General features: G+C 70.3%; 26 protein-coding genes and 1 tRNA gene. 13 read left to right on the plus strand and 14 right to left on the minus strand.

Annotation, left to right across the window (positions count from 1 at the left end; all coding sequences use genetic code 11):
* Nucleotides 1–24: 24 nt before the first annotated feature.
* The 4 genes from RNB18_RS48245 to RNB18_RS48260 form a co-directional block, all read right to left on the minus strand.
* Complete coding sequence (locus RNB18_RS48245) at nucleotides 25–228, minus strand: hypothetical protein (RefSeq protein ID WP_266563589.1); 204 nt, start codon at nucleotides 226–228, stop codon at nucleotides 25–27.
* 88 nt (nucleotides 229–316) lie between these two features.
* Entirely contained in the window at nucleotides 317–1,201 is an 885-nt protein-coding gene (locus RNB18_RS48250; protein WP_311720521.1) for an SDR family oxidoreductase, read from the minus strand.
* Nucleotides 1,198–2,115: an alpha/beta fold hydrolase gene (locus RNB18_RS48255; RefSeq protein WP_311720522.1), complete on the minus strand. Its 918-nt coding sequence runs from the start codon at nucleotides 2,113–2,115 to the stop codon at nucleotides 1,198–1,200. The genes RNB18_RS48250 and RNB18_RS48255 overlap by 4 nt, the downstream gene beginning before the upstream one ends.
* Nucleotides 2,112–3,608: a flavin-containing monooxygenase gene (locus tag RNB18_RS48260; protein WP_311720523.1), complete on the minus strand. Its 1,497-nt coding sequence runs from the start codon at nucleotides 3,606–3,608 to the stop codon at nucleotides 2,112–2,114. The genes RNB18_RS48255 and RNB18_RS48260 overlap by 4 nt, the downstream gene beginning before the upstream one ends.
* Nucleotides 3,609–3,735: 127 nt before the next feature.
* Between RNB18_RS48260 and RNB18_RS48265 the strand changes: the two genes are divergently transcribed.
* The gene (locus tag RNB18_RS48265; RefSeq protein WP_311720524.1) at nucleotides 3,736–4,380 is read left to right on the plus strand and encodes a MerR family transcriptional regulator; all 645 of its coding nucleotides are present in this window, start codon (nucleotides 3,736–3,738) and stop codon (nucleotides 4,378–4,380) included.
* Nucleotides 4,381–4,413: 33 nt separating this feature from the next.
* On the opposite strand, the gene RNB18_RS48270 is transcribed toward RNB18_RS48265, so the two are convergent.
* On the minus strand, nucleotides 4,414–5,217 hold the full coding sequence (locus RNB18_RS48270; RefSeq protein ID WP_311720525.1) for an exodeoxyribonuclease III: 804 nt from the start codon (nucleotides 5,215–5,217) through the stop codon (nucleotides 4,414–4,416).
* 66 nt (nucleotides 5,218–5,283) lie between these two features.
* Between RNB18_RS48270 and RNB18_RS48275 the strand changes: the two genes are divergently transcribed.
* Entirely contained in the window at nucleotides 5,284–5,760 is a 477-nt protein-coding gene (locus tag RNB18_RS48275) for a GNAT family N-acetyltransferase (RefSeq protein ID WP_311720526.1), read from the plus strand.
* Nucleotides 5,761–5,820: 60 nt separating this feature from the next.
* Here the strand turns inward: RNB18_RS48275 and RNB18_RS48280 are convergent.
* The 7 genes from RNB18_RS48280 to galU form a co-directional block, all read right to left on the minus strand.
* Nucleotides 5,821–5,894 (minus strand) — tRNA-Ala (locus RNB18_RS48280).
* Nucleotides 5,895–5,983: 89 nt separating this feature from the next.
* Nucleotides 5,984–7,300 (minus strand): divisome protein SepX/GlpR, encoded by a 1,317-nt coding sequence (gene sepX / locus RNB18_RS48285; protein WP_311720527.1) that lies wholly within the window; start codon nucleotides 7,298–7,300, stop codon nucleotides 5,984–5,986.
* Nucleotides 7,301–7,474: 174 nt separating this feature from the next.
* Nucleotides 7,475–8,113 carry a GNAT family N-acetyltransferase gene (locus tag RNB18_RS48290; protein WP_079072327.1) on the minus strand — a complete coding sequence of 213 codons (639 nt, stop codon included), beginning with the start codon at nucleotides 8,111–8,113 and terminating at the stop codon, nucleotides 7,475–7,477.
* Complete coding sequence (locus tag RNB18_RS48295; RefSeq protein WP_311720528.1) at nucleotides 8,110–8,616, minus strand: MogA/MoaB family molybdenum cofactor biosynthesis protein; 507 nt, start codon at nucleotides 8,614–8,616, stop codon at nucleotides 8,110–8,112. Before RNB18_RS48295 ends, RNB18_RS48290 begins: the two co-directional genes overlap by 4 nt.
* Nucleotides 8,613–9,092, minus strand: coding sequence for a cyclic pyranopterin monophosphate synthase MoaC (moaC, locus tag RNB18_RS48300; RefSeq protein WP_266518136.1), 480 nt, complete (start codon nucleotides 9,090–9,092; stop codon nucleotides 8,613–8,615). The genes RNB18_RS48295 and moaC overlap by 4 nt, the downstream gene beginning before the upstream one ends.
* A gap of 62 nt (nucleotides 9,093–9,154) precedes the next feature.
* Entirely contained in the window at nucleotides 9,155–10,477 is a 1,323-nt protein-coding gene (gene glp, locus RNB18_RS48305; RefSeq protein WP_311720529.1) for a molybdotransferase-like divisome protein Glp, read from the minus strand.
* Nucleotides 10,478–10,481: 4 nt separating this feature from the next.
* Nucleotides 10,482–11,384: a UTP--glucose-1-phosphate uridylyltransferase GalU gene (gene galU / locus RNB18_RS48310; protein WP_266563574.1), complete on the minus strand. Its 903-nt coding sequence runs from the start codon at nucleotides 11,382–11,384 to the stop codon at nucleotides 10,482–10,484.
* 168 nt (nucleotides 11,385–11,552) lie between these two features.
* Here galU and RNB18_RS48315 point away from each other — a divergent pair, with 168 nt between their 5' ends.
* The gene (locus tag RNB18_RS48315; RefSeq protein WP_266563572.1) at nucleotides 11,553–12,101 is read left to right on the plus strand and encodes a 5-formyltetrahydrofolate cyclo-ligase; all 549 of its coding nucleotides are present in this window, start codon (nucleotides 11,553–11,555) and stop codon (nucleotides 12,099–12,101) included.
* Between the two features lie 110 nt (nucleotides 12,102–12,211).
* Here the strand turns inward: RNB18_RS48315 and RNB18_RS48320 are convergent, their stop codons facing one another.
* On the minus strand, nucleotides 12,212–15,028 hold the full coding sequence (locus RNB18_RS48320) for a penicillin acylase family protein (protein WP_311720530.1): 2,817 nt from the start codon (nucleotides 15,026–15,028) through the stop codon (nucleotides 12,212–12,214).
* Nucleotides 15,029–15,351: 323 nt separating this feature from the next.
* Between RNB18_RS48320 and RNB18_RS48325 the strand changes: the two genes are divergently transcribed.
* The 6 genes from RNB18_RS48325 to mscL all read left to right on the plus strand — a co-directional run bounded on the left by RNB18_RS48325 (nucleotide 15,352) and on the right by mscL (nucleotide 20,966).
* Entirely contained in the window at nucleotides 15,352–16,887 is a 1,536-nt protein-coding gene (locus RNB18_RS48325) for a potassium/proton antiporter (protein ID WP_311720531.1), read from the plus strand.
* 204 nt (nucleotides 16,888–17,091) lie between these two features.
* Complete coding sequence (locus RNB18_RS48330) at nucleotides 17,092–18,360, plus strand: MFS transporter (protein ID WP_311720532.1); 1,269 nt, start codon at nucleotides 17,092–17,094, stop codon at nucleotides 18,358–18,360.
* Between the two features lie 67 nt (nucleotides 18,361–18,427).
* Complete coding sequence (locus RNB18_RS48335) at nucleotides 18,428–18,757, plus strand: FmdB family zinc ribbon protein (RefSeq protein ID WP_079072329.1); 330 nt, start codon at nucleotides 18,428–18,430, stop codon at nucleotides 18,755–18,757.
* 99 nt (nucleotides 18,758–18,856) lie between these two features.
* Entirely contained in the window at nucleotides 18,857–19,690 is an 834-nt protein-coding gene (locus RNB18_RS48340; RefSeq protein WP_311720533.1) for an S-methyl-5'-thioadenosine phosphorylase, read from the plus strand.
* Nucleotides 19,691–19,823: 133 nt separating this feature from the next.
* The gene (locus tag RNB18_RS48345; protein WP_311720548.1) at nucleotides 19,824–20,360 is read left to right on the plus strand and encodes a CpaB family protein; all 537 of its coding nucleotides are present in this window, start codon (nucleotides 19,824–19,826) and stop codon (nucleotides 20,358–20,360) included.
* Nucleotides 20,361–20,498: 138 nt separating this feature from the next.
* Nucleotides 20,499–20,966 (plus strand): large conductance mechanosensitive channel protein MscL, encoded by a 468-nt coding sequence (mscL, locus tag RNB18_RS48350; RefSeq protein WP_311720534.1) that lies wholly within the window; start codon nucleotides 20,499–20,501, stop codon nucleotides 20,964–20,966.
* A 22-nt stretch (nucleotides 20,967–20,988) separates the two neighbouring features.
* Here the strand turns inward: mscL and RNB18_RS48355 are convergent, their stop codons facing one another.
* Nucleotides 20,989–21,171 carry a hypothetical protein gene (locus RNB18_RS48355; protein ID WP_311720535.1) on the minus strand — a complete coding sequence of 61 codons (183 nt, stop codon included), beginning with the start codon at nucleotides 21,169–21,171 and terminating at the stop codon, nucleotides 20,989–20,991.
* Between the two features lie 113 nt (nucleotides 21,172–21,284).
* Between RNB18_RS48355 and RNB18_RS48360 the strand changes: the two genes are divergently transcribed.
* The 4 genes from RNB18_RS48360 to RNB18_RS48375 all read left to right on the plus strand — a co-directional run bounded on the left by RNB18_RS48360 (nucleotide 21,285) and on the right by RNB18_RS48375 (nucleotide 26,114).
* A complete protein-coding gene (locus tag RNB18_RS48360) occupies nucleotides 21,285–22,484 on the plus strand; it encodes a low temperature requirement protein A (protein ID WP_311720536.1) in 1,200 nt (399 codons plus the stop codon).
* Between the two features lie 52 nt (nucleotides 22,485–22,536).
* Nucleotides 22,537–23,562, plus strand: coding sequence for a P1 family peptidase (locus RNB18_RS48365; RefSeq protein ID WP_311720537.1), 1,026 nt, complete (start codon nucleotides 22,537–22,539; stop codon nucleotides 23,560–23,562).
* Nucleotides 23,563–23,963: 401 nt separating this feature from the next.
* Nucleotides 23,964–25,190, plus strand: coding sequence for a L,D-transpeptidase family protein (locus RNB18_RS48370; protein WP_311720538.1), 1,227 nt, complete (start codon nucleotides 23,964–23,966; stop codon nucleotides 25,188–25,190).
* A 177-nt stretch (nucleotides 25,191–25,367) separates the two neighbouring features.
* Nucleotides 25,368–26,114, plus strand: coding sequence for a DUF6227 family protein (locus RNB18_RS48375; protein ID WP_311720539.1), 747 nt, complete (start codon nucleotides 25,368–25,370; stop codon nucleotides 26,112–26,114).
* Nucleotides 26,115–26,121: the final 7 nt, after the last annotated feature.

Genomic DNA, 26,121 nt, shown 5'->3' on the forward strand with positions numbered 1-26,121 from the left:
GGCACCCCACGCGTCAAGCAGTGACTACATGTCGTAGTCGGGATCGAGCCGCTCCTGCTCCTCGCGCTGGAGCCGCTCGGTCTCCTCGTCCCGCATGCGGTCGCGGTCCGGGCCCTGGCCCTGACCCTGACGACCCCGCTGGCCCTGCTGCTTGGCCTGCTCGGCCTTCTGCTTGGCCTGCTGCTGCCACTGCTCGGACTTGTCCTGGAACTGGTCCTTCATACCCATGTGGGTTCACTCCCGTGGGGGTGAGGGGAAAGGCCCCTGGCCGGGGCCTCGACCAGATTCACACGCCCGGACAAAGTACGCATTTCGATCAGTCACGGTGCGTAGCGCGAGCCTCTTCATCCGCGGCCCCACCTGCACCGACGAGTCCCACCCGCATCCCCTCCAGACGCTCCCCGAAGCGCCGCATCTCCCGCTGCCCGACCGTCCCGATGAGCCCCGGCAGATACCCGCGCATCCCCTGCATCCCGCGCAGCCACCCCTGCCCGTACACATGGCTCGACCGCCGCTCGATCCCGGCCACGATCCGCTCGACGGCCGGCCCCAGCGGATACGTCTTGTTGGCCGGCCACGGCAGCCGCTGCCTGAGCTCCCGCATGACGTCGTCCTGGTCGGCCCCGCGCACCATGTCGGTGTCGGTCCACGACAGATACCCGACCCCGACCCGCACGCCCTTGTGGCCGACCTCGGCGCGCAGGCTGTGCGCGAACGCCTCCACACCGGACTTGGAGGCGCAGTACGCGGTCATCATCGGCGCCGGGGTGATCGCCGCGAGGGAGGCGATCTGCAGCAGATACCCCCGGCTCTCCATCAGCACCGGCAGGAACGCCCGTGCGGTGACGGCCGATCCGATGAGGTTGACCTCGATCACCCGCCGCCACGCCTCCGGATCGGAGTCGACGAAGGGGCCGCCGGTGGCGACCCCGGCGTTGGCGACCACGATGTCGACCTTCCCGAACCGCTCCTTGACCTCCCGCGCGACCCGGGTCATCGCCTCGTGATCGGTGACGTCGGCGTACCAGTGGTCGCTGTCGCCGTGCAGCCGTCCGGAGAGCTGCTTGAGCGCGTCCGGCTCCAGGCCGACCAGCGCGACCTTCGCCCCGCGCGCCGACAGCTTGCGGGCGAGCAGTTCGCCCACGCCCCGCGCGGCCCCCGTGACGACCGCGACCTGTCCTTCGAGCCCAACCCTGCTCATGCGCCCTCCTTGACCTGTACGTAGGTGGTGACGAGTTCCCGGATCCGCGCGGTGACCGGCTCGGGCGCCTCGATGGGCGTCATGTGGCCGACACCGGGCAGTTCGGTCACTCCGAGACAGTGGGGCAGTGCTGCGGCCAACTGGTGTGCGTGCACCGGCGGGGTGAGCCGGTCGGCCGTACCGACGAGGACGGCCGTCGGCGCGGTGAGCCGCCGTACGCCGTGGTCCAGATCGAGCAGATCGAGGACCTGCGACCAGGCGTGGCGCACCTTGCGCGGACAGGCGTGCACGATCCGCGCGCACGCCTCCACCATGTGCGGGGCCGAACCGGGGCCCATCGTCCCGTACTTGAGGATCCGCCGGGCGAGCGGCGTGACCGGCCCGAGCGGCGCCCGCGCCCCGAGGACGTGCCGGGTCAGCCAGGTGCGCAGCCGCCCGGCCCGGATCGGTACGACGGTCGACTCGGCGACCAGCCGCGACGAACCGGTGCTGCACAGCAGGACGGCGGCCGCGTGCGCACGGAACGCGGGCCGCTCGGCGGCGGCCATGACGGTCATGCCGCCCATGGAGTGACCGACGATCACCGCCTTCGCGCCCGCCCCGAGGGCCGTCTGCAGTACGGCTTCGAGGTCGTCGGCGAGCATGTCCGCACTGCAGGCAGGGCTCGCCGGACTGCGTCCGTGGCCGCGCTGGTCGTACGCGATGACCCGGTGGTCGACGCGGAGTTCGCGGATCTGGGCGGCCCAGAAGGCGGTGGAACAGGTCCAGCCGTGAGCGAGGACGACGGGGGGCGCGTCGTCGGGACCGTGCACCTCCACGTGCAGGCGCGCGCCGTCGGCGGAGAGGGCGGTGAGTTCGCGGACCGGGACGGGTGGGGCGTACGGCCCGGAGACCACGTGCGTCTGACGGCTCATACGGCGGTCGCCTCCGCGTGCGCCGGTACCCGCAGCACCTCGTACTCGGCGAGGTCCACCCGCCGGGTCGCCCGCCGGAACTCGGTCGTCGTGCCGGGCCAGATCGTGCTGTTGCGGCCGTTCGCGTCCAGGTACCAGCTGGTGCAGCCGCCGGTGTTCCACACCGTGCGCTGCATGCGCTCCTGCACCCGCTGGTTCCAGTCCTGTACCGCGGAGGGCCGGGCGTCGAGGGCCACCCGGCCGCCCAGGACGTCGAGTTGCCGTACGAAGTCCGCCAGGTAGTTCAGCTGGGACTCGATCATGAGGATCATCGAGGAGTTCCCGAGACCGGTGTTGGGCCCGATGATGGTCATCCAGTTGGGGAAGCCTGCGGCGGAGGCGCCTCGCAGCGACTCCATCCCGCCCTTCCACGCCTCGGCGAGCGTGCGCCCGTCCGCGCCGACGACCCGGTCGGCGATCGGCATGTCGGTGACGTGGAAGCCCGTACCGAAGACGATGGCGTCGACCTGGGCCTCGGTGCCGTCGGCGGCGACGAGTGTCGACCCCTCGACCCGGCTGAGCCCACTCGCGACCACGTCCACGTTGGGCTGGGCGAGCGCCGGGTAGTACGCGCTGCTCAGCAGGATCCGCTTGCAGCCGATGCGGTAGTCGGGGGTGAGCTTGGCGCGCAGGGCCGGGTCCTTGATGGCACGCGCCATGTTGCGCTTGGCCAGCTGCTCCACCGCACCGAGCTCGTTGGGCCGCTTGGTGAACGCCTGGACCTGCAACTCCCGGATCCCCCACAGCAGTCCGCGACGGGCCTGGGTGGTGAAGGGCAGCTGCCGGTGCAGCCAGCGCTCGGCGCCGCTGATCGCCCGGTCCATGCGGGGCATCACCCAGGGCGGGGTGCGCTGGAAGAGCGTGACCTTCCGGGCCAGCGGCTGGACGGCCGGGACGATCTGGATGGCCGAGGCGCCGGTCCCCACCATGGCGACCCGCTTGCCGCGCAGGTCGTAGTCGTGGTCCCAGCGGGCGGAGTGGAAGACCTTGCCCGGGAAGGAGTCCAGGCCGGGAATGTCGGGGATCTTGGGGTCGGAGAGCGGCCCGGTTGCGGAGACGACGAAGTCGGCCGAGAGATTGCCACTGGCCGTCTCGATGTCCCACCGGAGCTGCTGGCTGTCCCAGGTCATCCGCTTCACCTCGGAGTCGAGGCGGATGTGCGGGCGGAGCCGGAAGACGTCGGTCACATGCTCCAGATAGGCGCGGATGTGGTCCTGCCCGGAGAAGGTGCGCGGCCAGTCCGGGTTGGGCGCGAAGGAGAAGGAGTACAGGTGGGAGGGCACATCGCAGGCACACCCCGGATAACTGTTGTCCCGCCAGGTACCACCCACACTGGCGGCCCGCTCCAGCACGACGAAGTCGGTGACACCCTCGCGCCGCAGCCGTACGGCGGCCCCCAGCCCACCGAATCCGGACCCGACCACCGCCACCCGCACATGCTCGTGTTCGGCCATGCCGATGCCTTCCCTGCCCGACTCTGCCAGTGAACACTGGCGCAATGGGAGGGTAGAGCAGCTCCGTACCGATGGGTAGGGGGCGGGGGGAAAGAAAGTTACCGGGGGTACGACATAGGCTGCGGCCGTGACGGACAAGCGCGAATACCGCATGGAGGAACTGGCCCGCCTGGCCGGCATCACAGTGCGCACCCTGCGCTTCTACCGCGAACGCAAACTGATCCCGCCGCCCCGCCGCGAGGGCCGTATCGCCTGGTACGACGACCACCACCTGGCCCGGCTGCGCACGATCGCCGCGCTCCTGGAACGCGGCCACACCCTCACCGGCATCGCGGAACTCGCCGACGCCCTCGAACACGGCCGGGACGTGGCCGACCTCGTCGGCCTGGACACCCCCACCGAGGAGGAGCCGGTCCGCCTCACCCCCGAGGAACTCGCCGCCCGCTTCGAGGGCGAGGTCACCCCCGAGAACCTCGCCGCCGCGATGGAGCTCGGCTACCTCGGCACCGACGGCGACGAGATCGTCCACATCAGCCGCCGCCTCCTGGACGTCTCCTCGGCCCTGGTCCGCGAGGGCATCCCGCTGGCAGAGGTCCTGACCGCCGGCAAACACGTCCGCGAACACGTCGACGCCCTGGCGGAGATGTTCGCCGAACTCGTCCTGCGGCACGCGGGAGAGGACGACCTCCACCGCCTGCGCCCGCTGGCGCGGAGCGTGGTGGAGGCGGAGCTGTCGCTGGCGTTGGACCGGCGGTTGCGCAAACAGGGCTAGAACCCAGCGAGTTCACCTCACCCGAACCGCGTGTCACATGTCGAAGACGACCGTCACGGGAGCGTGGTCCGACCACCGCTCATCATGGCTGGCGGCCCGCTCCACGAACCCCTTGACCGCCCTGCCCGCGAGGCCTGGGGTCGCAACCGCGAGATCAATCCTCCAACCCGCATTCGTGTCGAAGGCCCGCCCCCGGTACGACCACCACGAGTACGGCCCCTCGACGTCCGGGTGCAGCGCGCGCACGACGTCGACGTAACCGCCGTCCGTCTCGTCGAACACGCGGCTGAGCCAGGCCCGCTCCTCCGGCAGGAACCCGGAGCTCTTCTGGTTGGCGCGCCAGTTCTTGAGGTCGGCCTGCTGGTGGGCGATGTTCCAGTCGCCGCAGACCACGACCTCACGGCCGTCGGCGGCAGCGCGTTCGCGCAGGTTCTTCAGGTACACGAGGAACTCGTCCATGAAGCGGACCTTCTCGTCCTGCCGCGCGGTACCGACCTCGCCGGAGGGGAGATAGAGGGAGGCGACGGTGACACCGGGCAGGTCGACCTCGACGTAGCGGCCACTGGTGTCGAACTCCGCCGACCCGAAGCCGATCCGGACGCGGTCCGGCTCACGGCGGGTGTAAAGCGAGACACCGGCGCGCCCCTTGGCGGCGGCGGGCGCGTGCACGACATGCCAGCCCTCGGGAGCACGGACGCCCTCGGGCAGCTGCTGCGGCTCGGCGCGCACCTCCTGCAGGCAGAGCACATCGGCGGAGGTGTCCGCGAGCCACTCCACGAAGCCCTTCTTCGCGGCGGCGCGCAGTCCATTCACATTGGCGGAGGTCACAGTGAGCACCCGCGAACGATACCGGCACACTGGATCGGACTCTCTTGCCGATCTGATCAATTTATGGTGATGACCATGCACATACGCCAGGTCCCCTTCGACCACCCGGACGCCGTGAAGCTGAACGACCAGGTACAGGCCGAGTACCACGTCCGCTACGGCGACGGTGGCGACGCCACGACCCTGGCGCCGGAGGACTTCGAGCCGCCGAACGGCGTCTTCCTGATCGCGTACGACGAGACGGACGCCCCCGTGGCCACGGGCGGCTGGCGCGCCCGGAACGCGAACGGCGAGGGCAACCTGGACGGCGACGCCGAGCTCAAGCGCATGTACGTCGTCGACGTGGCGCGCGGCCGGGGCCTCGCCCGCCGCATCCTCGCCGCCCTGGAGGACAACGCCCGCACGGCCGGCCGCAGCCGCATGGTCCTGGAAACCGGCAACAAGCAGCCGGAGGCCATCGCCCTGTACACGTCGAGCGGTTACGAGCCGTGCGTGAAGTTCGGCTACTACCGCTTCCACGAGGACAGCAGGTGCTTCGCGAAGCCGCTGTGAGGACACCGCCCACATGACAGAAGACCCGCTCCTGAATCAGGAGCGGGTCTTCATGATGCGTGGACCTGTGGGGATTTGAACCCCAGACCCCCTCGATGCGAACGAGGTGCGCTACCAGACTGCGCCACAGGCCCTTGCAACGAGTGAAACTCTAGCATCCCCGTCCGGGTGCTTGGAAATCCGTTCCCGGCTGGTCAGGGCGCGGTGATCCCGCCCCGTCCGTTCACTCGTTGGCCGCGCGCGGCCGGTCGCCTTCCTCGTACTGGTCGAAGAGCGGCGTACGGCCCCGCTCGCGTGCACGGCGGGCGGAGGCGGCGCGACGGGCGTCGCTGCGGTCGCCCACCGCCGGCTTGTCCTCCGCGTCGTCCGGCAGTTCATCCGATCCGCCGTCCTCCGCGACGGGCGTCGCCTCCTGGCCCGACTGCTCCGGAGTGGCGGCACTGCTGGACCGCGCCGAACTCCACGCGTCCGGCGCCCCGAGGTCCACGTTCGAGGTGGCTCGCGGAGCGACCGGCGCGGTCACGTACGTCGGCAGTGGCACCGGTACCGGGTCCCAGCTGTCGCCGTGCCCCGGCCTGTGCTGCCGCTCGCGCTGCTGGTCGATCCACTCGGCGTGGTCGGTCTGCTCGACGAGGGCGCGCCGGTCGGCGGCGAGCGCCGAGAGTCCGGGATCGGTCTCCGTCGCTGGTCCCTCTTCCGGTTCGTCGGCGTCCACGCCGGTGCTCACGGACGCGCGCCGGCGCGGCTGGCGCGCGCGCTCCCGCAGTCGCTGTGCGGCGGCCTCGGCCCGGCGCCGATCCATCTGGTAGGCGAAGCGACGGTGTTCCTGGGAGCGCAGGTACGCGATGTACGCGCTGAGCATCACGGCGGGCACGCCGGGCGCCCACAGGAAGGCGAGTCCTCCGACGGCGGCGACGATCGTGCCGAGCGTGAAGGCCAGGAAGAGCATCACGGTCGTACGCCGTCGGCGCGCGAGTACCTTCGTGCGCCGGGCGCGCGCCGCGGCCGCTTCCGCGGCGGCCGTGCGCCGGGGTGCGGGGGCATGCGTCTGAGCCTGGGATTGCGCGGAGGCGGCGGACACGGGTGCCTGCTTGCGCGTCGGCGCGCCACCGTGTTCGGGCGCGGGCGTGTTCGTTTTCGCGCGAGCCGGTTCGCCGTGCCCTGCTTCCCGCCCTGCTTCCCTGCCGGCCTCACGCGCGGGCTCGCGCGGCGCCTCCCGGCGCTCCGAAGCCGACGGCTGGACCGTCGCCTGGGCCTGCGGACGGGTCGGAGGCATGGCGAAGGCCCGGACGTCCACCGACTCGGTGACGGCATCCGGTTCGTCGGCGCCGTGCTCCCCCTCGTCGGTGGAGCGCGCGCGCAGGTCCTTGGCGTACCGACGCTCCATGCCCGCCCGTCCGGACAGCAACCGGATGGCCGTGCTGAAGCGTTCCGTCGGACGGGCCTCGTTCAGCTCGTCCTGCCTACGGAGCCACATCGGCACCAAGTAGGCGGCCCAGGCCCCGACAATGACTGCGTAGATGAGGCCGCTGCTGCTCACGCCTCACACGGTAGAGGGGTTTGCGTGAGGCCATCTGCCAATTGCGCCGGTGTGTCGCACGATCTGGCTGATATTTCGAGCTTTTTTTGTGACCGATCCGATCAGCAGGCCGCATGAGTCGTGAATTCAATGACCCGAGACGGTCATGCACCGATCATTTTCGAACACATATTCCTATGCGGGATTGTCGTGCGGCGTACTCCTGGAGCGTGCCCGCTGCCAGCGTCGGAGCAACCCGTCGGGCACCTCTTCCGCGGTGAGCGCGAACACGAGATGGTCCCGCCAGGCGCCGTCGATGTGGAGATAACGCGGCCGCAGCCCCTCCTCGCGGAATCCGAGTTTCTCGACGACCCGACGGCTGGGCCCGTTCTCGGGGCGAATGCAGACCTCGATGCGGTGCAGGCCGACCGTGCGGAAACAGTGGTCCACGACAAGCGCCACGGCCGTCGGCATCACGCCGCGGCCGGCCACCGACTGGTCCACCCAGTAGCCGACGTGCCCCGAGCACATCGAGCCCCAGGTGATTCCGGCGACCGTCAACTGCCCGACCAGCTGCCCCCGGTACTCGATGACGAACGGCAGCATCCGCCCCGCGTTCGCCTCGGACCTGAGGTGGCGGACCATCTGACGGTAGGTCGGCCGGTGCGCGATCGGCCCGCTCGGGGTGGGCGGCGGAATGGTCGCCTCCCAGGGGCGCAGCCAGTCCCGGTTGCGCCGGTTGACCTCACGCCAGAGCCGCTGGTCACGCATCTTTATCGGCCTCAGGACGACATCGCCGTCCGCCAGTACGACGGGCCAGGATGGGCTGTTCAGCTCGCACCCCCACTGCCGGGGCCGGGTCTCGGGTGGTCGCCGCCGCGGATCTGGTCGACGGCGTGCATCAACAGGGGCTCCAGAACGGCCAGTCCGTCCTTCACCCCGCCACTGGAACCCGGCAGGTTGACGATCAGTGTGCGTCCCGCCACCCCGGCCAGGCCCCGGGAGAGCGCGGCGGTCGGCACCTTCTCCCGTCCGAACGCCCGGATGGCCTCCGCGATGCCCGGCACCTCGTATGCGATCACCGCGCGGGTCGCCTCGGGGGTGCGGTCGGTGGGCGAGATGCCGGTGCCGCCGGTGGTGACGACGACGTCGTATCCGGAATCGACCGCGGCCTGCAGGGCCTCCTCCACGGGATGCCCGTCGGCCACGACCTGCGGCCCCTCGACGGTGAAACCGAAGCGCTTCAGGCCGTCGGCGATCAACGGGCCGCCCTTGTCCTCGTAGACCCCGGCGGCGGCCCGGTTGGAGGCGGTGATCACAAGAGCGCGATAGGTCATGCCCGGCTCCAGTCGCCCGACTTGCCGCCCGTCTTCTCCTCCACCCGCACGTCCGTGATGACCGCTCCCTTGTCGACCGCCTTGACCATGTCGATCACGGTGAGCGCGGCGACGGACACCGCGGTGAGGGCCTCCATCTCGACGCCCGTGCGGTCCGTCGTCTTCACGGTGGCCCTGATCTCCACGGCGTCGTCCGCGACCGACAGGTCCAGTTTCACACCGGACACCGACAACGGGTGGCACAGCGGGATCAGGTCCGGCGTGCGTTTGGCGCCCATGATGCCCGCGATCCGCGCGGTGGCCAGTGCGTCGCCCTTGGGGACGCCCTCGCCGCGCAGCAGCTCGATCACTCGGGGTGAAACCAGAACACGTCCACTGGCACGCGCGGTGCGTGCGGTGACGTCCTTGCCGGAGACATCGACCATGCGGGCGGCTCCCGCTTCGTCGATGTGCGTCAGTCGGTCCTGCGTACTCATGGTTGTGCGGCGCTCCCGGTCCGGCCTGTTGTGCGCGACACGGTACCGCCAACCAGGGGTGTTCAGCCGAGCTGGACCACTTCGACCTCGGACCCGGGCTCGACGGACTCCACGTCCTCCGGGACGACGATCAGCGCGTTGGCCTGTGCGAGGGCGGCCACCAGATGGGATCCGGCGCCGCCGACCGGGGCGACCGAGCCGTCGGCGTACGCACCGCGCAGGAACTGCCGGCGTCCCTTGGGCGAGGTCAGCGCCTTGTCCGCGGTCAGGGTCGCCCTGGTCCGCGGCCGGTGGACGTCGTCGAGACCCATGAGGGTGCGGATCGCGGGGCGGACGAACAGTTCGAAGGAGACGTACGACGACACCGGGTTGCCCGGCAGGGCCAGCAGCGGGGTGTGGTCGGGGCCGATGGAGCCGAAGCCCTGGGGCTTGCCGGGCTGCATGGCGAGCTTGCGGAAGTCGACACCGCTGCCCGGCTCGTCCTCGTCGCCCACGGAGGACAGCGCCTCCTTGACGACGTCGTACGCCCCGACGCTCACGCCGCCCGTGGTGACCACGAGGTCGGCGCGGACGAGCTGGTCCTCGATGGTGGAGCGCAGGGTCTCGGCGTCGTCGGCGACGGCGCCCACGCGGTAGGCGATGGCGCCGGCGTCCCGGGCGGCCGCGGTGAGGGCGAAGCTGTTGGAGTCGTAGATCTGGCCGGTGCCGAGGCTCTCGTCGGGCTGGACGAGTTCGCTGCCGGTGGACATGACGACCACGCGCGGGCGCGGGCGCACGCGTACGGTGCCGCGGCCGATCGCGGCGAGCAGGGCGATCTGCGGGGGGCCGAGGACCGTGCCGGCGTCCAGGGCGCGGTCGCCGGCCCGCACGTCGCTGCCCTCGGCGCGCACATGCGCGCGTGTCTCGGCGGGCCGGTGCACGTGCACGTGTCCCTCGGCGCCCTCGGGGGCGAGACTGCGGGCACGCATCCCGGTCACCGGGCCCTCGCCGAGGCCTCCGTCGGTCCACTCGACGGGGACGACGGTCTCGGCGCCGGGCGGCAGCGGGGCACCGGTCATGATGCGGGCGGCCTGCCCGGGGCCGACCTGCAGCAGCTCCGCCTGACCCGCCGCGACGTCCCCGACGACGTCCAGGACGGCCGGGAACTCCTCGCTCGCGCCCGCCACGTCCGCGACCCGCACCGCGTACCCGTCCATGGAGCTGTTGTCGAACGGCGGCAGGGACACCGGGACCGTGACGTCCTCGACCAGGACGCAGCCCTGGGCGTCGAGCAGCTGCAGCTCGATGGGTTCGAGGGGGCGGACGGTCGCGAGGATGTCCTCCAGGTGTTCGTCCACCGACCAGAGGTGGTCCTGGTCGGTGGGGCGGGTCGCGGCGCTGCTCAACTCGCTACATCTCCTCGGCTACGAAACTGCGAAGCCAGGTCCGGAAGTCCGGGCCCAGATCTTCACGTTCGCACGCGAGTCTGACAATGGCACGCAGATAGTCGCCGCGGTCCCCGGTGTCATAGCGGCGCCCCTTGAAGACGACGCCGTGCACCGGCCCGCCGACCTTCTCGTCCTGTGCGAGCTGCTGGAGGGCGTCGGTGAGCTGGATCTCGTTGCCCCGGCCCGGCTCGGTCTTGCGGAGTATGTCGAAGATGTGCGGGTCGAGGACGTACCGGCCGATGACCGCGTAGTTCGACGGGGCGTCGGACGCCTCCGGCTTCTCGACCAGGCCGCCCACCCTGACGACGTCGCTGTCCTCGGTCTCCTCGACGACGGCACAGCCGTAGAGGTGGATCTGCTCGGGCGCGACCTCCATCAGCGCGATGACGCTGCCGCCGTACTGCTCCTGCACCTCGATCATCCGCTTGAGCAGCGGGTCGCGGGCGTCGATCAGGTCGTCGCCGAGGAGGACGGCGAAGGGCTCGTGGCCCACGTGGGGGGCCGCGCACAGGACGGCGTGGCCGAGGCCGCGCGGGTCGCCCTGGCGCACGTAGTGCATGGTGGCGAGGTCGCTGGACTCCTGGACCTTGGCGAGCCGGCTGGCGTCGCCCTTCTTCTGGAGGGCGGACTCGAGCTCGTAGTTGCGGTCGAAGTGGTCCTCCAGGGGGCGCTTGTTGCGTCCCGTGATCATGAGTACGTCATCGAGGCCCGCCGAGACGGCCTCCTCGACCACGTACTGGATCGCCGGCTTGTCGACCACCGGCAGCATCTCCTTGGGAGTGGCCTTGGTTGCCGGCAGGAAGCGGGTGCCGAGCCCTGCTGCCGGAATGACAGCCTTGCTGATCCGAGGGTGCGACTGAGTCATGTTCGCCACCCTATCCGGTGCCTTTGCCTGGAATCTGTGGCTCCGGTTAATAAGCTCTTATATGAGCGTATTAGAAGGGTATGGGTGCAGATTTTGAGTCACATCGGACGTCCCACCGAGCCTGACAAGCGAACGTTGCGGCAAGAATACCTGGCGGTGAGGAACAGGTTGACGGCCGATGACGTGCGAGAAGCGGCGGCCGCGCTGGCCGACCGGGCCCTTGAGCTGCCCGAACTGGCGCGTGCGCGCACGGTGGCGGCGTACGTCTCGGTGGGGAGCGAACCGGGCACGCTCACCCTCCTCGACGCGCTGCGCGAGCGGGGCGTGCGCGTTCTGCTCCCGGCGCTTCTTCCGGACAACGATCTGGACTGGGGCGCCTACACCGGCGAGGGCTCTGTCGCGCGCGTCCAGCACGGCGGGAAAATGGCCCTCTTCGAGCCCTCCGGCGAGCGGCTGGGCCCGGACGCCGTGACCGGCGCCGACGTCGTGCTGCTGCCCGGCCTGGCGGTGGACGGGCGCGGGATGCGCCTGGGGCGCGGCGGAGGGTCGTACGACCGGGTGCTTGCGCGCCTGGAGCGCGCGGGCGCACGACCGGCGCTGGTAGTGCTCCTGTACGACTCCGAGGTCGTCGCGCATGTCCCGGAGGAGGCGCATGACCGGCTGGTGCACGCGGTCGTGACGCCGTCGGGCGTGCGCCGCTTCCGTAGCGGCGCATGAACATCTGGGGGACGCATGGGATCGCGTGCGTCCCCTCGTCCTCCTCGCGTACGCAGGGGCCCGCCACACGCACGTGTGGCGGGCCCCTTCTTCGCTCTACCGCCGGAGGCTCACGGCTTCAGCACCAGGGTGTCGGTCGTGCTCTTGTCGACGGCGTCGTCCGAGAACGACCAGTCCAGCAACTCGCCCTTGACCCACTTGCCGGTCTGGTCGGTGTAGTGCGCGCTGTAGGCGTGCCCGGAGGCGCCGGTGAGGTTGATCCACTTCGACTTGTCGAGGTCGCCGAGGTTGACCACCATGCGCATCGACGGCACCCAGACGACGCCGTAGCCGCCCGCGGCGTTCCAGCCGGTCGCGTTGACCGTGGCCTCGCCGCCGCTGAGCTTCCAGGGGCCGCGGTTGAGCATGTACTTCACGATGTCGGGACCTTCGGTGCCCAGGGTCTGGTTCTTCAGGAACAGACGGTGCAGCCGGCCCCAGCTCCAGGTGTCGATGTCCTTGCCGAGCTTGGCGGTCAGCTCCCAGCGGGCGTCGATCATGGCTCGCTTGAACAGCTCGTCCCGGTTGTTGGCCTCGGGACGGTCACCGGCGCCCTTCGGGGTCTTCCACCAGTCGCTGTTCTCGTCGTCCATGAGGTTGCGCACGACCTCGAACCAGCGGTCGCCGCCGTCGGGCTGCGCCTGGTCGGCGTCACGCTGGCCGCACTCGCGGACCTTGTCCGCCTCGTCCGCGGGCCCGGTGGTGGTGATGGGGTCGACCCACAGGCACTGGCCCTTGACCCGCAGCTCCTTGGGCAGCTTGTTGCCGAAGGCGAGCTTGAGGATGTTGCGCCAGACGGCGTTGAAGTAGGCGGCCGCCGCCGAGTCGGCGTCCTGGGTGTAGTCCCAGCCCTCCAGCAGCTCCTGCGCCTGACGGACGTCCTTGTCCTTGACGTCGATCTTCAGCAGCTTGGGCACGAGCAGCTTGGCGATCTCGCTGCTGTTGTCGAGCTGCATCTGGCGCATGTCGTCGGTGGAGACCTTGCCGCCGCCCTTGATCTTCTGCTCGATCAGGTCGGTGATGCGCTGGCTGCGGGTGCCGTAGCCCCAGTCCGTGGTGAGCGTGTAGGGGTACTTGTCCTTGTCGATCACGGCCTGGTTGGCGGTCACGATGTAGCCGCGCGACGGGTTGTACTCGTAGGGCAGCTCGTCCTGCTCGATGTACTTGCCGGTCCAGGCGTACTTGGGGTCCCAGCCCGGGGCCGGGATGGCGCCGGTGTCGCCCTTCGCGCGGATCGGGATGCGGCCGGGCAGCGTGTAGCCGATGTTCTCGGAGTCGGCGTAGACGAGGTTCTGCGAGGGCACGTCGAACAGGGCCGCCGCCGCGCGGAAGTCGCTCCAGTTCGACGCCTTGTCCATCGCGAACACGGCGTCCATGGAAGTGCCCGGGTCGAGCGCGGTCCAGCGCAGGGCGACGCCGTAGCCGTCGCCGCGGTCGGGGGCCGCGTTGTCGACGGTGGCCTTCTTGCCGACCTTCACGAGTTCGTCGTAGCGGTCGGAGAGCAGGGGGCCGTTGTTCGTCTCACGGACGACGATCTTCTTGGACTCGCCGCCGGCGACCTTGATGGTCTCCTCGCGCGTGGTGAAGGGCTTGGTCTTGCCGTCGTAGAGGTAGCCGTCGCCGGAGAGCTTCTCCAGGTAGAGGTCGGTGACGTCGACGCCGGAGTTCGTCATGCCCCAGGCGATCTTCGCGTTGTGGCCGATGACCACGCCGGGCATGCCCGCGAAGGTGTAGCCGGAGACGTCGTACTGGCACGTGCTGGAGACGGTCCGGCAGTGCAGGCCCATCTGGTACCAGACGGACGGCAGGGAGGCCGACAGGTGCGGGTCGTTGGCCAACAGCGGCTTGCCGGTGATGGTGTGCGAGCCGTCCACGACCCAGGAGTTGGAGCCGATGCCCTGGCCGTTGACGCCGACGGCCGTGGGGACGTCGTCCAGGACGTTGTAGAGGCCCGAGAGCTGGCTCTGGAGCGCCGAGGCAGCCGAGGAGGAGGTCGACGACGCGGTGGAGGCCGACGTGCCCGTGGTGCCGCTCGTGGACGTTCCGGAGCCGCTCGAGGAAGTGCCGGTGCCGGTCGTCCCGCTGTTCTCCGTGCTGCCGTTCTGCTCGAACGTCTGGGTCAGCTCGTTGTACTGGCCCTCCTGGACGATCGTCTGGTTCCGGCTGTACGGGTACTCGGGGTACAGGTCGGCGATCTGCTTCGGGCCGAGGCGGCTCGTCATCAGGGCGCGATCTATCTCGTCCTGCATGTTGCCGCGCAGGTCCCAGGCCATGGCCTTCAGCCACGCGACCGAGTCGACCGGGGTCCACTTCCCGGGCTTGTAGTCGTTCTTGAAGCCGAGCGCCGCGTACTCCAGGGAGATGTCCTTGCCGCTCTTGCCCTGGAGGTAGGCGTTGACTCCCTTGGCGTAGGCCTGGAGGTACTTCTTGGTGGAGGCCGACAGCTTGGTGTCGTACTCCTTCTTCGCTACCCGGTCCCAGCCCAGTGTGCGCAGGAACTCGTCGTCGTCGACCTGGCCCTTGCCGAACATCTCCGACAGGCGCCCTGAGGTCATGTGCCGGCGCACGTCCATCTCGTAGAAGCGGTCCTGCGCCTGGACGTAGCCCTGCGCCATGAACAGGTCCGCGTCCGAGGAGGCGTAGATCTGCGGGATGCCGTAGCTGTCGCGCTTGACGTCCACGGGGCCCGACAGGCCTTCGAGCTCGATGGAGCCCTTGGTCTGCGGGAAGGAGGCGCGGACGGTGCTCACCGACCAGTAGCCGCCGTAGGCGAAGCCGCCGATGACGGCCATGACGAGGACGAGAACGATCAGACGGGCTCTGCGCCCCTTCTTCCTGCCGGACTTGCCGGGCTGCTGACCCGATGAGGCGGTGGTGGTGGGGGGCATCGCTGTCCTTGCTGTCCTAACGCGAGCGGCAGGGCGGGCTGTGCTTTCGACGGGGAGCCTGCGTCACATCCCCGGCCGGATCAGCGCACGCACCAGGCGTCGCGCGCCCGGCCGGGGATGTGACGCAGGCTCTGCGCGCTGGAGCAACCATAGGCGCAGGGCCCAGGCGGACTTGACGCGGACTGGGGAACCAGCGCGGACGAGCGTTCGATCTTGGCTCGCGAAGCGTCAAGAAATCGTCAAGAGTTAGGTAAGGTAACGAAGTACTTGGATGCGGAGTCCCACCACTTCGTGTCCTATGTACGTGAGCTCACGCGCGCGTGATGCGGGTGAGCCAGGGAAGGGAACGGCCGCTGACTGTCCACCACCTCAACCAGCTCCTGTTCGTCTGCTCGCTCGTCCTGCTCGTCGCTGTGGCAGCGGTCCGGATCTCCTCGCGCAGCGGGCTCCCCAGCCTGCTCGTGTACCTGGGGATCGGGATCGCCATGGGCCAGGACGGCATCGGCGACATCAAGTTCGACAACGCCGAGCTGACCCAGGTCATCGGGTACGCGGCCCTGGTCGTGATCCTGGCCGAGGGTGGCCTCGGCACGAAGTGGAAGGAGATCAAGCCGGCCCTTCCGGCCGCCACCGCGCTGGCGCTGGGCGGGGTCGCGGTGAGCGTCGGGGTCACGGCGACGGCCGCGCACTACCTGATCGGCCTCGAGTGGCGTCAGGCGCTCATCATCGGGGCGGTCGTCTCCTCCACGGACGCGGCGGCGGTCTTCTCGGTGCTGCGCAAGATCCCGCTCCCCACGCGCGTGACGGGCACGCTGGAGGCCGAGTCCGGCTTCAACGACGCCCCGGTGGTCATCCTGGTGGTCGCCTTCTCCCAGGCGGGCCCGGTCGAGCACTGGTACACGCTGATCGGCGAGATAACCCTGGAGCTGGCCATCGGCGCGGCCATCGGCATCGCGGTGGGCTGGCTTGGCTCCTGGGGCCTCAGGCATGTCGCCCTGCCCGCCTCCGGCCTGTATCCGATCGCGGTCATGGCGATCGCCGTCACCGCGTACGCGGCGGGCGCGCTGGCACACGGCAGCGGCTTCCTCGCCGTCTATCTCGCCTCCATGGCGATGGGCAACGCCAAGCTGCCGCACTGGCCCGCCACCCGCGGCTTCGCCGACGGGCTCGGCTGGATCGCCCAGATCGGCATGTTCGTCCTGCTGGGCCTGCTGGTCACCCCGCACGAGCTGGGCGACGACGTACTGCCCGGGCTCGTCATCGGGCTGGTGTTGACCATGGTGGCGCGGCCCCTGAGCGTCGTGCTGTGCCTGACGCCGTTCCGGGTGCCCTGGCAGGAGCAGACGCTCATGTCCTGGGCCGGACTGCGCGGCGCCGTGCCCATCATCCTGGCGACGATCCCCATGGTGAGCGGCGTCGAGGGCAGCCGTCGCATCTTCAACATCGTCTTCGTCCTGGTCGTCGTATACACCCTTGTGCAGGGTCCGACGCTGCCCTGGCTGGCACGCAAGCTGCGCCTGGGCGGGGACCCTGAGGCCGCCGACCTCGGCATCGAGTCGGCGCCCCTGGAGCGGCTGCGCGGGCACCTGCTGTCCGTCGCGATCCCCGAGGGGTCCCGGATGCACGGCGTCGAGGTCAACGAGCTGCGGCTGCCGGCCGGGGCCGCGGTCACTCTCGTCGTCCGCGAGGGAAAATCGTTCGTTCCGCTGCCCACCACGGTGCTGCGGCGCGGGGACGAACTGCTCGTCGTCGCCACCGACCCCGTCCGCGACGCCGCGGAACGGCGGCTGCGCGCGGTGGGCCACGGCGGCAAGCTGGCCGACTGGCTGGGCACGGACGGCGCCGACGGCACACGTTAAGAGCGTGTTACGCGCGGCCCTGTACGATGAGCTCGCACCCCTGATCGAACCAACTCTGCCTGACGCAGAGCTGGCGCGACCGTATGGCGGCCGAGACGTCCCTGAGCAGTCCGGCATCTACCGCAGTCCGCGCAAGAGGACAGCTCTCGGCGCCGCCCCTTTGGAAGGGGAGCCGCGCTACCAGGCGGCAGAAAGGCACGGGCCGTGGCATCCACGGTCACCTCCTCCCGCCCCGGATACGGGCAGCTGCTGCGTACCCGCGGCGCCTGGACGTTCCTGCTCCCCGGCTTCGCGGCGCGCCAGCCGTTCGCGATGCTCACCCTTTCCCTCGTGCTGCTCGTGCAGCACACCACCGGCTCGTACGGCGCGGCGGGCGCCGTCGCGGCCGTCACCGGTGTCGCCATGGCGCTGTTCGCGCCCTACAGCGGCCGTCTCGCGGACCGCCACGGCCAGCGCGCCGTGTTGATCCCCGGCGTGCTGGTGCACACCCTTTCGGGCCTGTCCCTGACGGCCCTCGCCCTCGCGCACGCGCCCCTGTGGGCGTTGTTCGCGGCGGCCGTGCCCACCGGTGCTTCGGTGCCGCAGATCGGGCCCATGGTGCGCGCCCGCTGGGGCGTGAAGCTGCAGGGCTCGCCCCTGATGACCACGGCGGCGGCCTTCGAGTCCGTCACGGACGAGCTGACCTTCGTCTTCGGCCCGCTGCTCGCCACCGCCCTGTGCACCGCCGTGCACCCGGCCGCGGGCCTGCTGACGGAGGCGTCCCTGACACTGCTCGGCGGCCTGCTGTTCGCCGCGCAGAAGAGCACGCAGCCGTCGGTCACGGCCGTCGACGGGCACGCACGCGTGGAGCACGCCTCGGCACTGCGCATCCCCGGGGTGCGGGTCCTGATCGTGACGTTCCTGGGCATCGGTTCCGTCTTCGGCGGCATGCAGGTCTCGCTGGCCGCGTTCAGCGAGTCGATCGGCGAACCCGGCCTGAACGGTGTCCTGTACGGCGTCTTCGCCGCGGGCAATATGCTCTCCGGCCTGGTCTGCGGCGCCATCGCCTGGAAGGTGGCCCCCCAGCGGCGCTTGATCGTCGGATACGGCGCCCTCGCGCTGACGGCCTCCGGCCTGTGGGCCGCGCAGTCGGTGCTCGTCCTGGCGGGCCTCGGCCTCCTGGTCGGCATGTGCATCGCGCCCACCCTGATCACCGGCTACACCCTGGTCGAGAGCCTGGTCCCGGCCGGCGCCCGCACCGAGGCCTTCACCTGGCTGACCGGCGCGGTGGCGCTCGGCCAGGCGGCCGCCGTCACGATCGCCGGACAGCTGGAGGACCGCCTCTGGGGCGGCGCCGGGTTCCTGGTGCCGATGGGTGGCACTCTGCTCGCCCTGGCGACTCTGCTGGCGCTGCGTTCACACCTCGTGGCGCGACCCCGCGGCCGGACCGTCGCACGTGGCATCGGTCACCGAGTGCCGGTGGCAGTGGACTGATCCCCGGGAATACGTCACTATGGACCATCGTTAGCACTCATTGAGTGAGAGTGCCAGGAGGAAGACAGTGCCCACCTATCAGTACCAGTGCACCGAGTGCGGCGAGGGCCTCGAGGCGGTGCAGAAGTTCACCGACGACGCTCTGACCGAGTGCCCCAACTGCCAGGGTCGCCTCAAGAAGGTGTTCTCCGCGGTCGGCATCGTCTTCAAGGGCTCCGGCTTCTACCGCAACGACAGCCGCGGCTCCTCGTCGAGCAGCTCCCCGGCGTCGTCGTCCTCGAAGCCGTCGACGTCCACCTCGTCGTCGTCCGAGTCGTCCTCGTCTTCTTCCTCGTCCTCCTCGGACTCGAAGTCGTCGAGCTCGGGCACCTCGTCCAGCAGCAGCTCCGCCGCATAGGTCTCACTTCCGGGACCCTGCCGTCGTAAGACGGCGGGGTCTTCGGCGTTTCCCGAGCCCGGCCGCCGCGGCTTTCCGGGGCCGGATACTGTGCTGGTCATGGCGAACGCAGAGATCGGCGTAATCGGCGGCTCCGGCTTCTACTCGTTCCTCGACGACGTGACCGAGGTTCAGGTGGACACCCCCTACGGTCCGCCCAGCGACTCCCTCTTCCTCGGCGAGGTCGCCGGCCGACGGGTCGCCTTCCTGCCCCGGCACGGCCGCGGCCACCATCTGCCGCCGCACCGGATCAACTACCGGGCCAATCTGTGGGCACTCAGGTCGGTGGGGGCACGGCAGGTCCTCGGCCCGTGCGCCGTGGGCGGGCTGCGCCCCGAGTACGGCCCGGGCACGCTGCTCGTGCCGGACCAGCTGGTCGACCGTACGAAGTCCCGGGCGGGAACGTACTTCGACGGGCTGCCGCTGCCGGACGGCGGTGTGCCGAACGTGGTGCACGTGTCGCTGGCCGACCCGTACTGCCCCGTCGGGCGGGCGGCCGCGCTGAAGGCGGCCCGTGGGCGGGACTGGGAGGCGGTGGACGGCGGCACGCTCGTGGTGATCGAGGGGCCGCGGTTCTCGACCCGCGCCGAGTCGGTGTGGCATCAGGCCCAGGGCTGGTCGGTGGTGGGCATGACCGGCCACCCCGAGGCGGCGCTCGCCCGTGAACTGGAGCTCTGCTACACGTCGTTGACCCTGGTCACCGATCTCGACGCGGGCGCCGAGACCGGCGAGGGCGTCTCGCACGACGAGGTGCTGCGGGTGTTCGCGGCGAACGTGGACAGGCTGCGGGGTGTGCTGTTCGACGCGGTGGCGGCGCTGCCTGCGAGCGGGGAGCGGGACTGTCTGTGCGTGAACGCGCTGGGCGGGATGAATCCGGGGTTCGAACTGCCGTAGCGGCGACGGAAGTTCTCGTTCGGGTGAGGGAGTTTTCCACAACCAGCGGGTAGTCCACCGGCCCCGGCGGGAACCGGCGCGAAGCCTCATCGTGGCAGCGCAAGCCGATGTCTCGTCGCTGGTGGTGGTCCTCATGTCCTTCGCTCCGTCCCCCTCTCCCCTCGCTCCCCTCCCACTGGGCACCGACGCTCCCCCGACCTGCGAGGTCCCGCACTTCGCGCCGGTGCGGGTGCGCGGCGGACGCCGGCAACTACGGCGGCTCGTACGGCACCGCGGGCGGGCCCTGGCCCTAGGCCTGGCCGTCACCGCGGCCGCGCTGGTGGCGGCGGGCCCGCACGGCGTCGACGGGGCGCGGGGGCATCCGGCAACCGAGCCGGTGCGCGAGCACCGTGCCGTGGAGACGGTGTCGGCGCCGGTGCGGATCGCCGACGGTGCGACGGTCCGGCTGCTGCGCCCCGGGGACCGGGTCGACGTCATCGCCGCCGAAGAGTCGGCGCTGGGCGGGGATGCGCGGGTGGTCGCGCGCGGGGCGCGGGTGACGAAGGTGCCGGAGCCGCTGGACGGTGTGACCGAGAGCGGGGCACTGATCGTGCTCTCGGTGCCGCGGTCGACGGCGGCACGCCTCGCGGGCGCGAGCGCGACGGCACGGCTGGCGGTGACGCTGTGCTGAGCTGTGCGGCCCGTCCGTTGCGGGTGTTTCTGTCACGGGCCCCTTTCGAGCTACCCCATTGGACAGGGTCACCTCGCGTTGACGTAGGTTGCGGAGCTGTTTGTTCCACAACCTGTGCGTGTGAGAAGAGGCCTCTAGGTGAGCGAGAAGAAGCCGAACGTCCTGGAGGGCTTCAAGGCCTTTCTGATGCGCGGGAACGTCGTCGATCTGGCTGTCGCGGTGGTCATCGGCGCCGCCTTCACCAACATCGTCAACTCGGTGGTGAAGGGAATCATCAACCCGCTGGTAGGGACGATCGGGACGAAGAACCTCGACGGTTACAGCTCGTGCCTCAAGGGCCCGTGCACAGGTACCGGCGACAGCGCGACGGGTGTCCGGATTCTGTGGGGCTCGGTCCTCGGCGCGACGCTCACCTTCCTGATCACCGCGGCCGTCGTCTACTTCCTGATGGTGCTGCCGATGTCGAAGTACCTGGCCCGGATGGAGGCCCGCCGGAAGGCGAAGGAGGGCACGCACGAGGTCATCGAGGTGACCGAGCTGGAGGTCCTCAAGGAGATCCGCGACGCCCTGGTCGCGCAGCGGGGCTCGGGCCACGACGGGCGCTAGCGAGCCGGGCCGTGCGCCTCGCTCAGAGGTGGTGGGGCGGCTTCTCGTCGAGGAAGCGCTTCAGGTCGGCCGCGCTGTCGCCGTCGGCGCGCGGTCGGTCGCCCCAGCCTCGGTCGGTGTCGTCCGGGGACTGCTGGTCCAGCGGATCGTCGAAGACCAGCGCGGGCTTCGGCTCGGAGGGCGTGGGGTCGGGGGCGGTGCTCACCGGTCCAGGGTACGGCAGCGGTCCCGACGGCTCGTATGACGCGGATCCCTCACTCCGGCAGCTCGTTAACGGCCGCGAGGGAATTTCCGGCCGGTATCTGCTGTGCTTGGGCCATGACGTCCAGTCCGACACGCAGTCCACTGCGCAGACTCACCGCCCGGGCCCGGGACGAGGCCCACAGGGTCGCCTCGCCGCTGGAGCTCTTCTTCGACCTGTGCTTCGTCGTGGCCATCGCCCAGGCGGGCGTGGCGCTCGTGCACGCCATCGCCGAGGGCCACGCCGGCGAGGGGATCCTCAACTACGCGATGGTCTTCTTCGCCATCTGGTGGGCGTGGATGAACTTCACGTGGTTCTCCTCGGCGTACGACAACGACGACGCGCTCTACCGGGTCGTCACCCTGGTACAGATCGCCGGTGTTCTGGTGCTGGCGGCCGGGGTGTCCCGGGCTTTCGAGGACCACGAGTTCCTGGCGGTGTGGCTGGGCTATGTGATCATGCGGCTGGCGCTGATCGCGCAGTGGCTGCGGGTGGCGCGTTCGAGCGAGGGCGCGGAGCGGACGATGGCCCTGCGGTACGCGTTCGGCGTGCTGCTGTGCCAGGTCGGCTGGCTGGGGCTGCTGGTGCTGCCCGAGGGCGGGCGGGTCTGGGTCTTCCTGGTGATGGCGGTGCTGGAGATGTGTGTGCCGCCCTTCGCCGAGAGGGACCATCCGACGTCGTGGCATCCGCACCACATCGCGGAACGGTACGGGCTGTTCACGATCATCGTGCTCGGCGAGACGATCGCCGCCGCCACGGTCGCCGTGAAGTCCGGCATCGACGAGAACGACGCGCTGGACGAGCTGCTGCCGATCGCCATGGGCGGACTGCTGATCATCTTCGCCGCCTGGTGGATCTACTTCGTGGTGCCCATCCACGGCCGTCTGCGCTCCAACAAGCAGGCGTTCCTGTGGGGATACGGCCACTACCTGGTGTTCGCGTCGGCCGCCGCGATCGGGGCGGGCCTGGAGGTGGCCGTGGAACAGGCCGTCGGCAAGGCACACATCTCGACACTGGCCGCTTCGGCCGCGGTGACGCTGCCGACCACCCTCTACCTGCTGACCGTCTGGGTCCTGCACTCGCGGCATTTCAAGGTGGGCATCGCGCAGCAACTGGTGCTGCCGGTCACGGCGTTGCTGGTGATCTGCTGCACCTTCCTGGGCGACTGGGCGGTGCTTGCTGCGGGCATCGTGGCGACGCTGGCCGTGGTGACCGGGACGACGTTGACCGCGCGCATGGCGGCCCGGGAGCGCGGGGAGCCGGTTCGGGCGGCGTGACCTCGTCCGGCTGGGGCCACCTCGTCCGGCGGGGCTGGACGAGACTGGTTCCATGACAGTTGACGCTCTGACGGATGTCGCCGGGGTGCGCGTGGGGCACGCGACGCGCACCGGCGACGGTTGGCTCACCGGTACCACCGTCGTGCTCGCCCCGGAGGGCGGGGCCGTCGCCGCAGTGGACGTACGCGGTGGAGGTCCCGGCACCAAGGAGACCGACGCGCTCGATCCGCGCAACCTGGTGCAGAAGGTCGAGGCGATCGTGCTGACCGGGGGCAGCGCGTACGGGCTCGACGCGGCCTCCGGGGTGATGGCCTGGCTGGAGGAGCAGGGGCGGGGGGTGCGGGTGGGGCCGGAGCCCTCGCATGTGGTACCGGTCGTGCCTGCCGCGTGTGTCTTCGACCTCGGGCGGGGCGGTGACTTCCGGGCCCGGCCGGACGCGGCGACCGGGCGGGCCGCCGTCGAGGCCGCCGCGGCGAGTGCCTTCGGTGCGGAGGTGCCGGAGGGGTGTGTGGGGGCGGGGACGGGGGCGGCGGCCGGGGCGATGAAGGGCGGGGTGGGGACGGCGAGCGTCGTCCTTCCCTCGGGGATCACCGTGGCGGCGTTGGTGGTGGCCAACGCGGTGGGGGCGGTGTCCGATCCGGAGACGGGGGTTCTGTACGGGGAGTTGTTCGACGGGCGGGTGCGGTATCCGGAGGAGCGGGTGCATGACGCCGCGCGCCGGCGGCTCGCCGAGACCGCGGCGAAGAATGCGCCGCCGCCTCTGAACACCACGCTCGCGGTGGTGGCCACCGACGCGGAACTGTCGAAGGCGCAGGCCCAGAAGGTGGCCGGGACCGCGCACGACGGCATCGCGCGAGCCGTGCGGCCAGTGCACCTGCTGCACGACGGCGACACGGTGTTCGCCCTGGCCACGGGGGCGCGGCCGCTCGACGCCGGGGATCCGCTCGCGCTCAACCCCGTGCTCGCCGCGGGTGCGGATGTGGTGACGCGGGCGATCGTGCGGGCCGTGCGGGCGGCGGAGTCGGTGGAGGGGGTGGGGGGAGTGTGGCCGGCCTATCGGGAGCTGTACGGCACGTGATGCCTCCGGCCGGTTCGGCGGCCTGTGCGGCTGGGTGGGGGCGGGCGTTCTGCGCAGTTCCCCGCGCCCCTGAATGCCTGCGGCGGCCCGTGCGGCCTCGGTGGGGGCGGGTGTAGCGCGTGCGGGTGTGTTGGAGGTCGGGGCCGGGGTGGGGGGTGTCCGTCCTCGCGCCGGTGACTGCAACTCCCCAGGGGCGCGGGGAACTGCGCGATCAGCCCCCACCGGCCCGCACCCGCCCTACGACATCACCTGGCACCCCATTTGGGCGCCCCAGCATTCCGTCCGGGTTCTGTCACGTGATGGCATTCGTCGCGTTGTCAGGGAACCCGGGCGGGGACCGGGTCGCTCTTTCTTCACGGAGTGGAGCGGACAGCGCACATCACACGAATCTGGAGCATCTCGTGACAACGCCGGACATAGCAGCGCGGCGCGCACTGGGGACCTGTGCCGTCCTGATGGTCGGCGCCCTCACCCTTACGGCGTGCGGAGGCGGCTCCGACGCCGAGAGCGAAGGCAAGGGCGGCAAGGACCCCGCGAAGACCTCCGCGGCGGAGATCGCCATCTCCGCCGAGAACGGTTCGACGGGCGCGTCGATCAACTCGACCGGCGTGAAGGTCAGTGACGGCACGCTGACCGGCGTGAAGATGACGGTGGCGGGCACGGGGCAGGACGTGCCGGGGTCGATGGCCGCGGGCGGGGGGAGCTGGAAGCCCACGGAGCAGCTGGAGCGCGGGACGAAGTACCGGATCACCGCGACGGCGAAGGACTCGGACGGCAAGTCCGTGGCCGCGAAGTCCGTCTTCACGACCGTCTCCAAGGCGAACAGCTTCATCGGGACGTACGCGCCGGACAACGGGACGACGGTCGGCGTGGGGATGCCGGTGTCGTTCAGCTTCGACAAGGCAATCAGCGACAAGAAGGCGGTGCAGTCGCACATCACGGTGACGTCCAGCACCGGGCAGCAGGTGGTCGGGCACTGGTTCGGGGCGCAGCGGCTCGACTTCCGGCCCGAGGAGTACTGGAAGGCCGGCTCCAAGGTCACGATGAAGATCGACCTGGACGGGGTCAAGGGCGCGGGCGGCGTCACCGGTGTGCAGGAGAAGACCGTCAGCTTCACCGTCGGGCGCTCCCAGGTGTCCACGGTGGACGCCGACACGCAGACCATGAAGGTCGTACGGGACGGGCAGACCATCAAGTCGGTGCCGATCTCGACGGGCAGTCCGGAGTTCACCACGTACAACGGGCAGATGGTGATCTCCGAGAAGTACAAGAAGATCCGCATGGACAGCCGGACGGTCGCCCTCGCCAACGCGTACGACATCCCCGATGTCCCGGACGCGATGCGGCTGACGCAGTCCGGGACCTTCATCCACGGCAACTACTGGTACAACAAGGGCAATCCGCCGTTCGGGCGCGAGGGCACCAGCCATGGTTGCGTCGGGCTGCAGGACGTGAAGGGCGGCCAGGGGGACACCCCGGCGAAGTGGTTCTACGACAGCTCACTGATCGGGGACGTGGTGATCGTGAAGAACTCCCCCGACAAGACGGTGGCGCCCGACAACGGGCTGAACGGCTGGAACCTCTCGTGGAACGAGTGGGTCGCGGGGAGCGCCGTCAGCACCTCCTGATCATCGCAAAGCGCTTCTGACCGGGGGTTTTTGACGGATCATCGGGCCGCGTGGGAACTTCCCGCGCGGCCGGGTCGTTTTCCGGGCGTACGTTTTCTCGGTTCCCGGACATGATGTCCGACCGAGGAGCTACGGTATGCACCCACAAGGTGACATGCAGCAACGCCGGGAGAAACCTTGAGCGTTCCGTACGAGACGGCAGCGTACGAACAACCCGAGTCGCCCGAGTCTCCGGAGGAGCATCTCGCGCGGCTCCTCGGGCGTGCCCTGAACTCCTTCGAGCTGCCCGACGAGACGATTCGGCGACTGGACTGCGCGCTGGCGCACGACAGTTCGCTGCACTCCGCGCACCACAGCGCGGGGCTGCACCGTGAGACGTACCGGCACACGTGGCTGCTCGACGACGGTTCGGCGCTCACTCTGTGGGAGCTCGTCCACAACACCGCGCGGGACAGCGTTCCGCAGCACGAGGTGTATGTCGACGAGGAGGAGGTGCGTGCGGCGACCGCGCGGCTGCCGTTACCGCCGGACACCCCGGACTTCGAGCTGCCGGTGACGGTGCAGCTCACAGCCGTGCAGACACCGCGGCACGCCTACGTCCCGGACGACTCGGCGGACCACGCGCGCCGGCTCCTGCGTCGCGCGGAGAACACGGACCGGCCGGGCCCCGAGACCGCCGCGCTACTGACCGAGGCGTTCGCCCACCAGATCACGCAGGCGTTCGGTCGCCCGTGCCGGGCGGGGCGCGCCGGACTGGGCTTCTCGCTGTACGAGCACGCGTTCCTGCTGCGCGACGGCGCGGAGATCTCCCTGTGGGAGGTCGAGCACACGGCGACGCCCGACGGGCGGCACATGTGCGAGGTGTACGTCACCGAGGACGCGGCCCGCGACGCCATGGAGCGGCGCGCGGCTCGGGTCTCCTGAGGGATTC

This window comes from Streptomyces doebereineriae (genome assembly GCF_031845645.1).
Lineage (GTDB): Bacteria > Actinomycetota > Actinomycetes > Streptomycetales > Streptomycetaceae > Streptomyces > Streptomyces canus.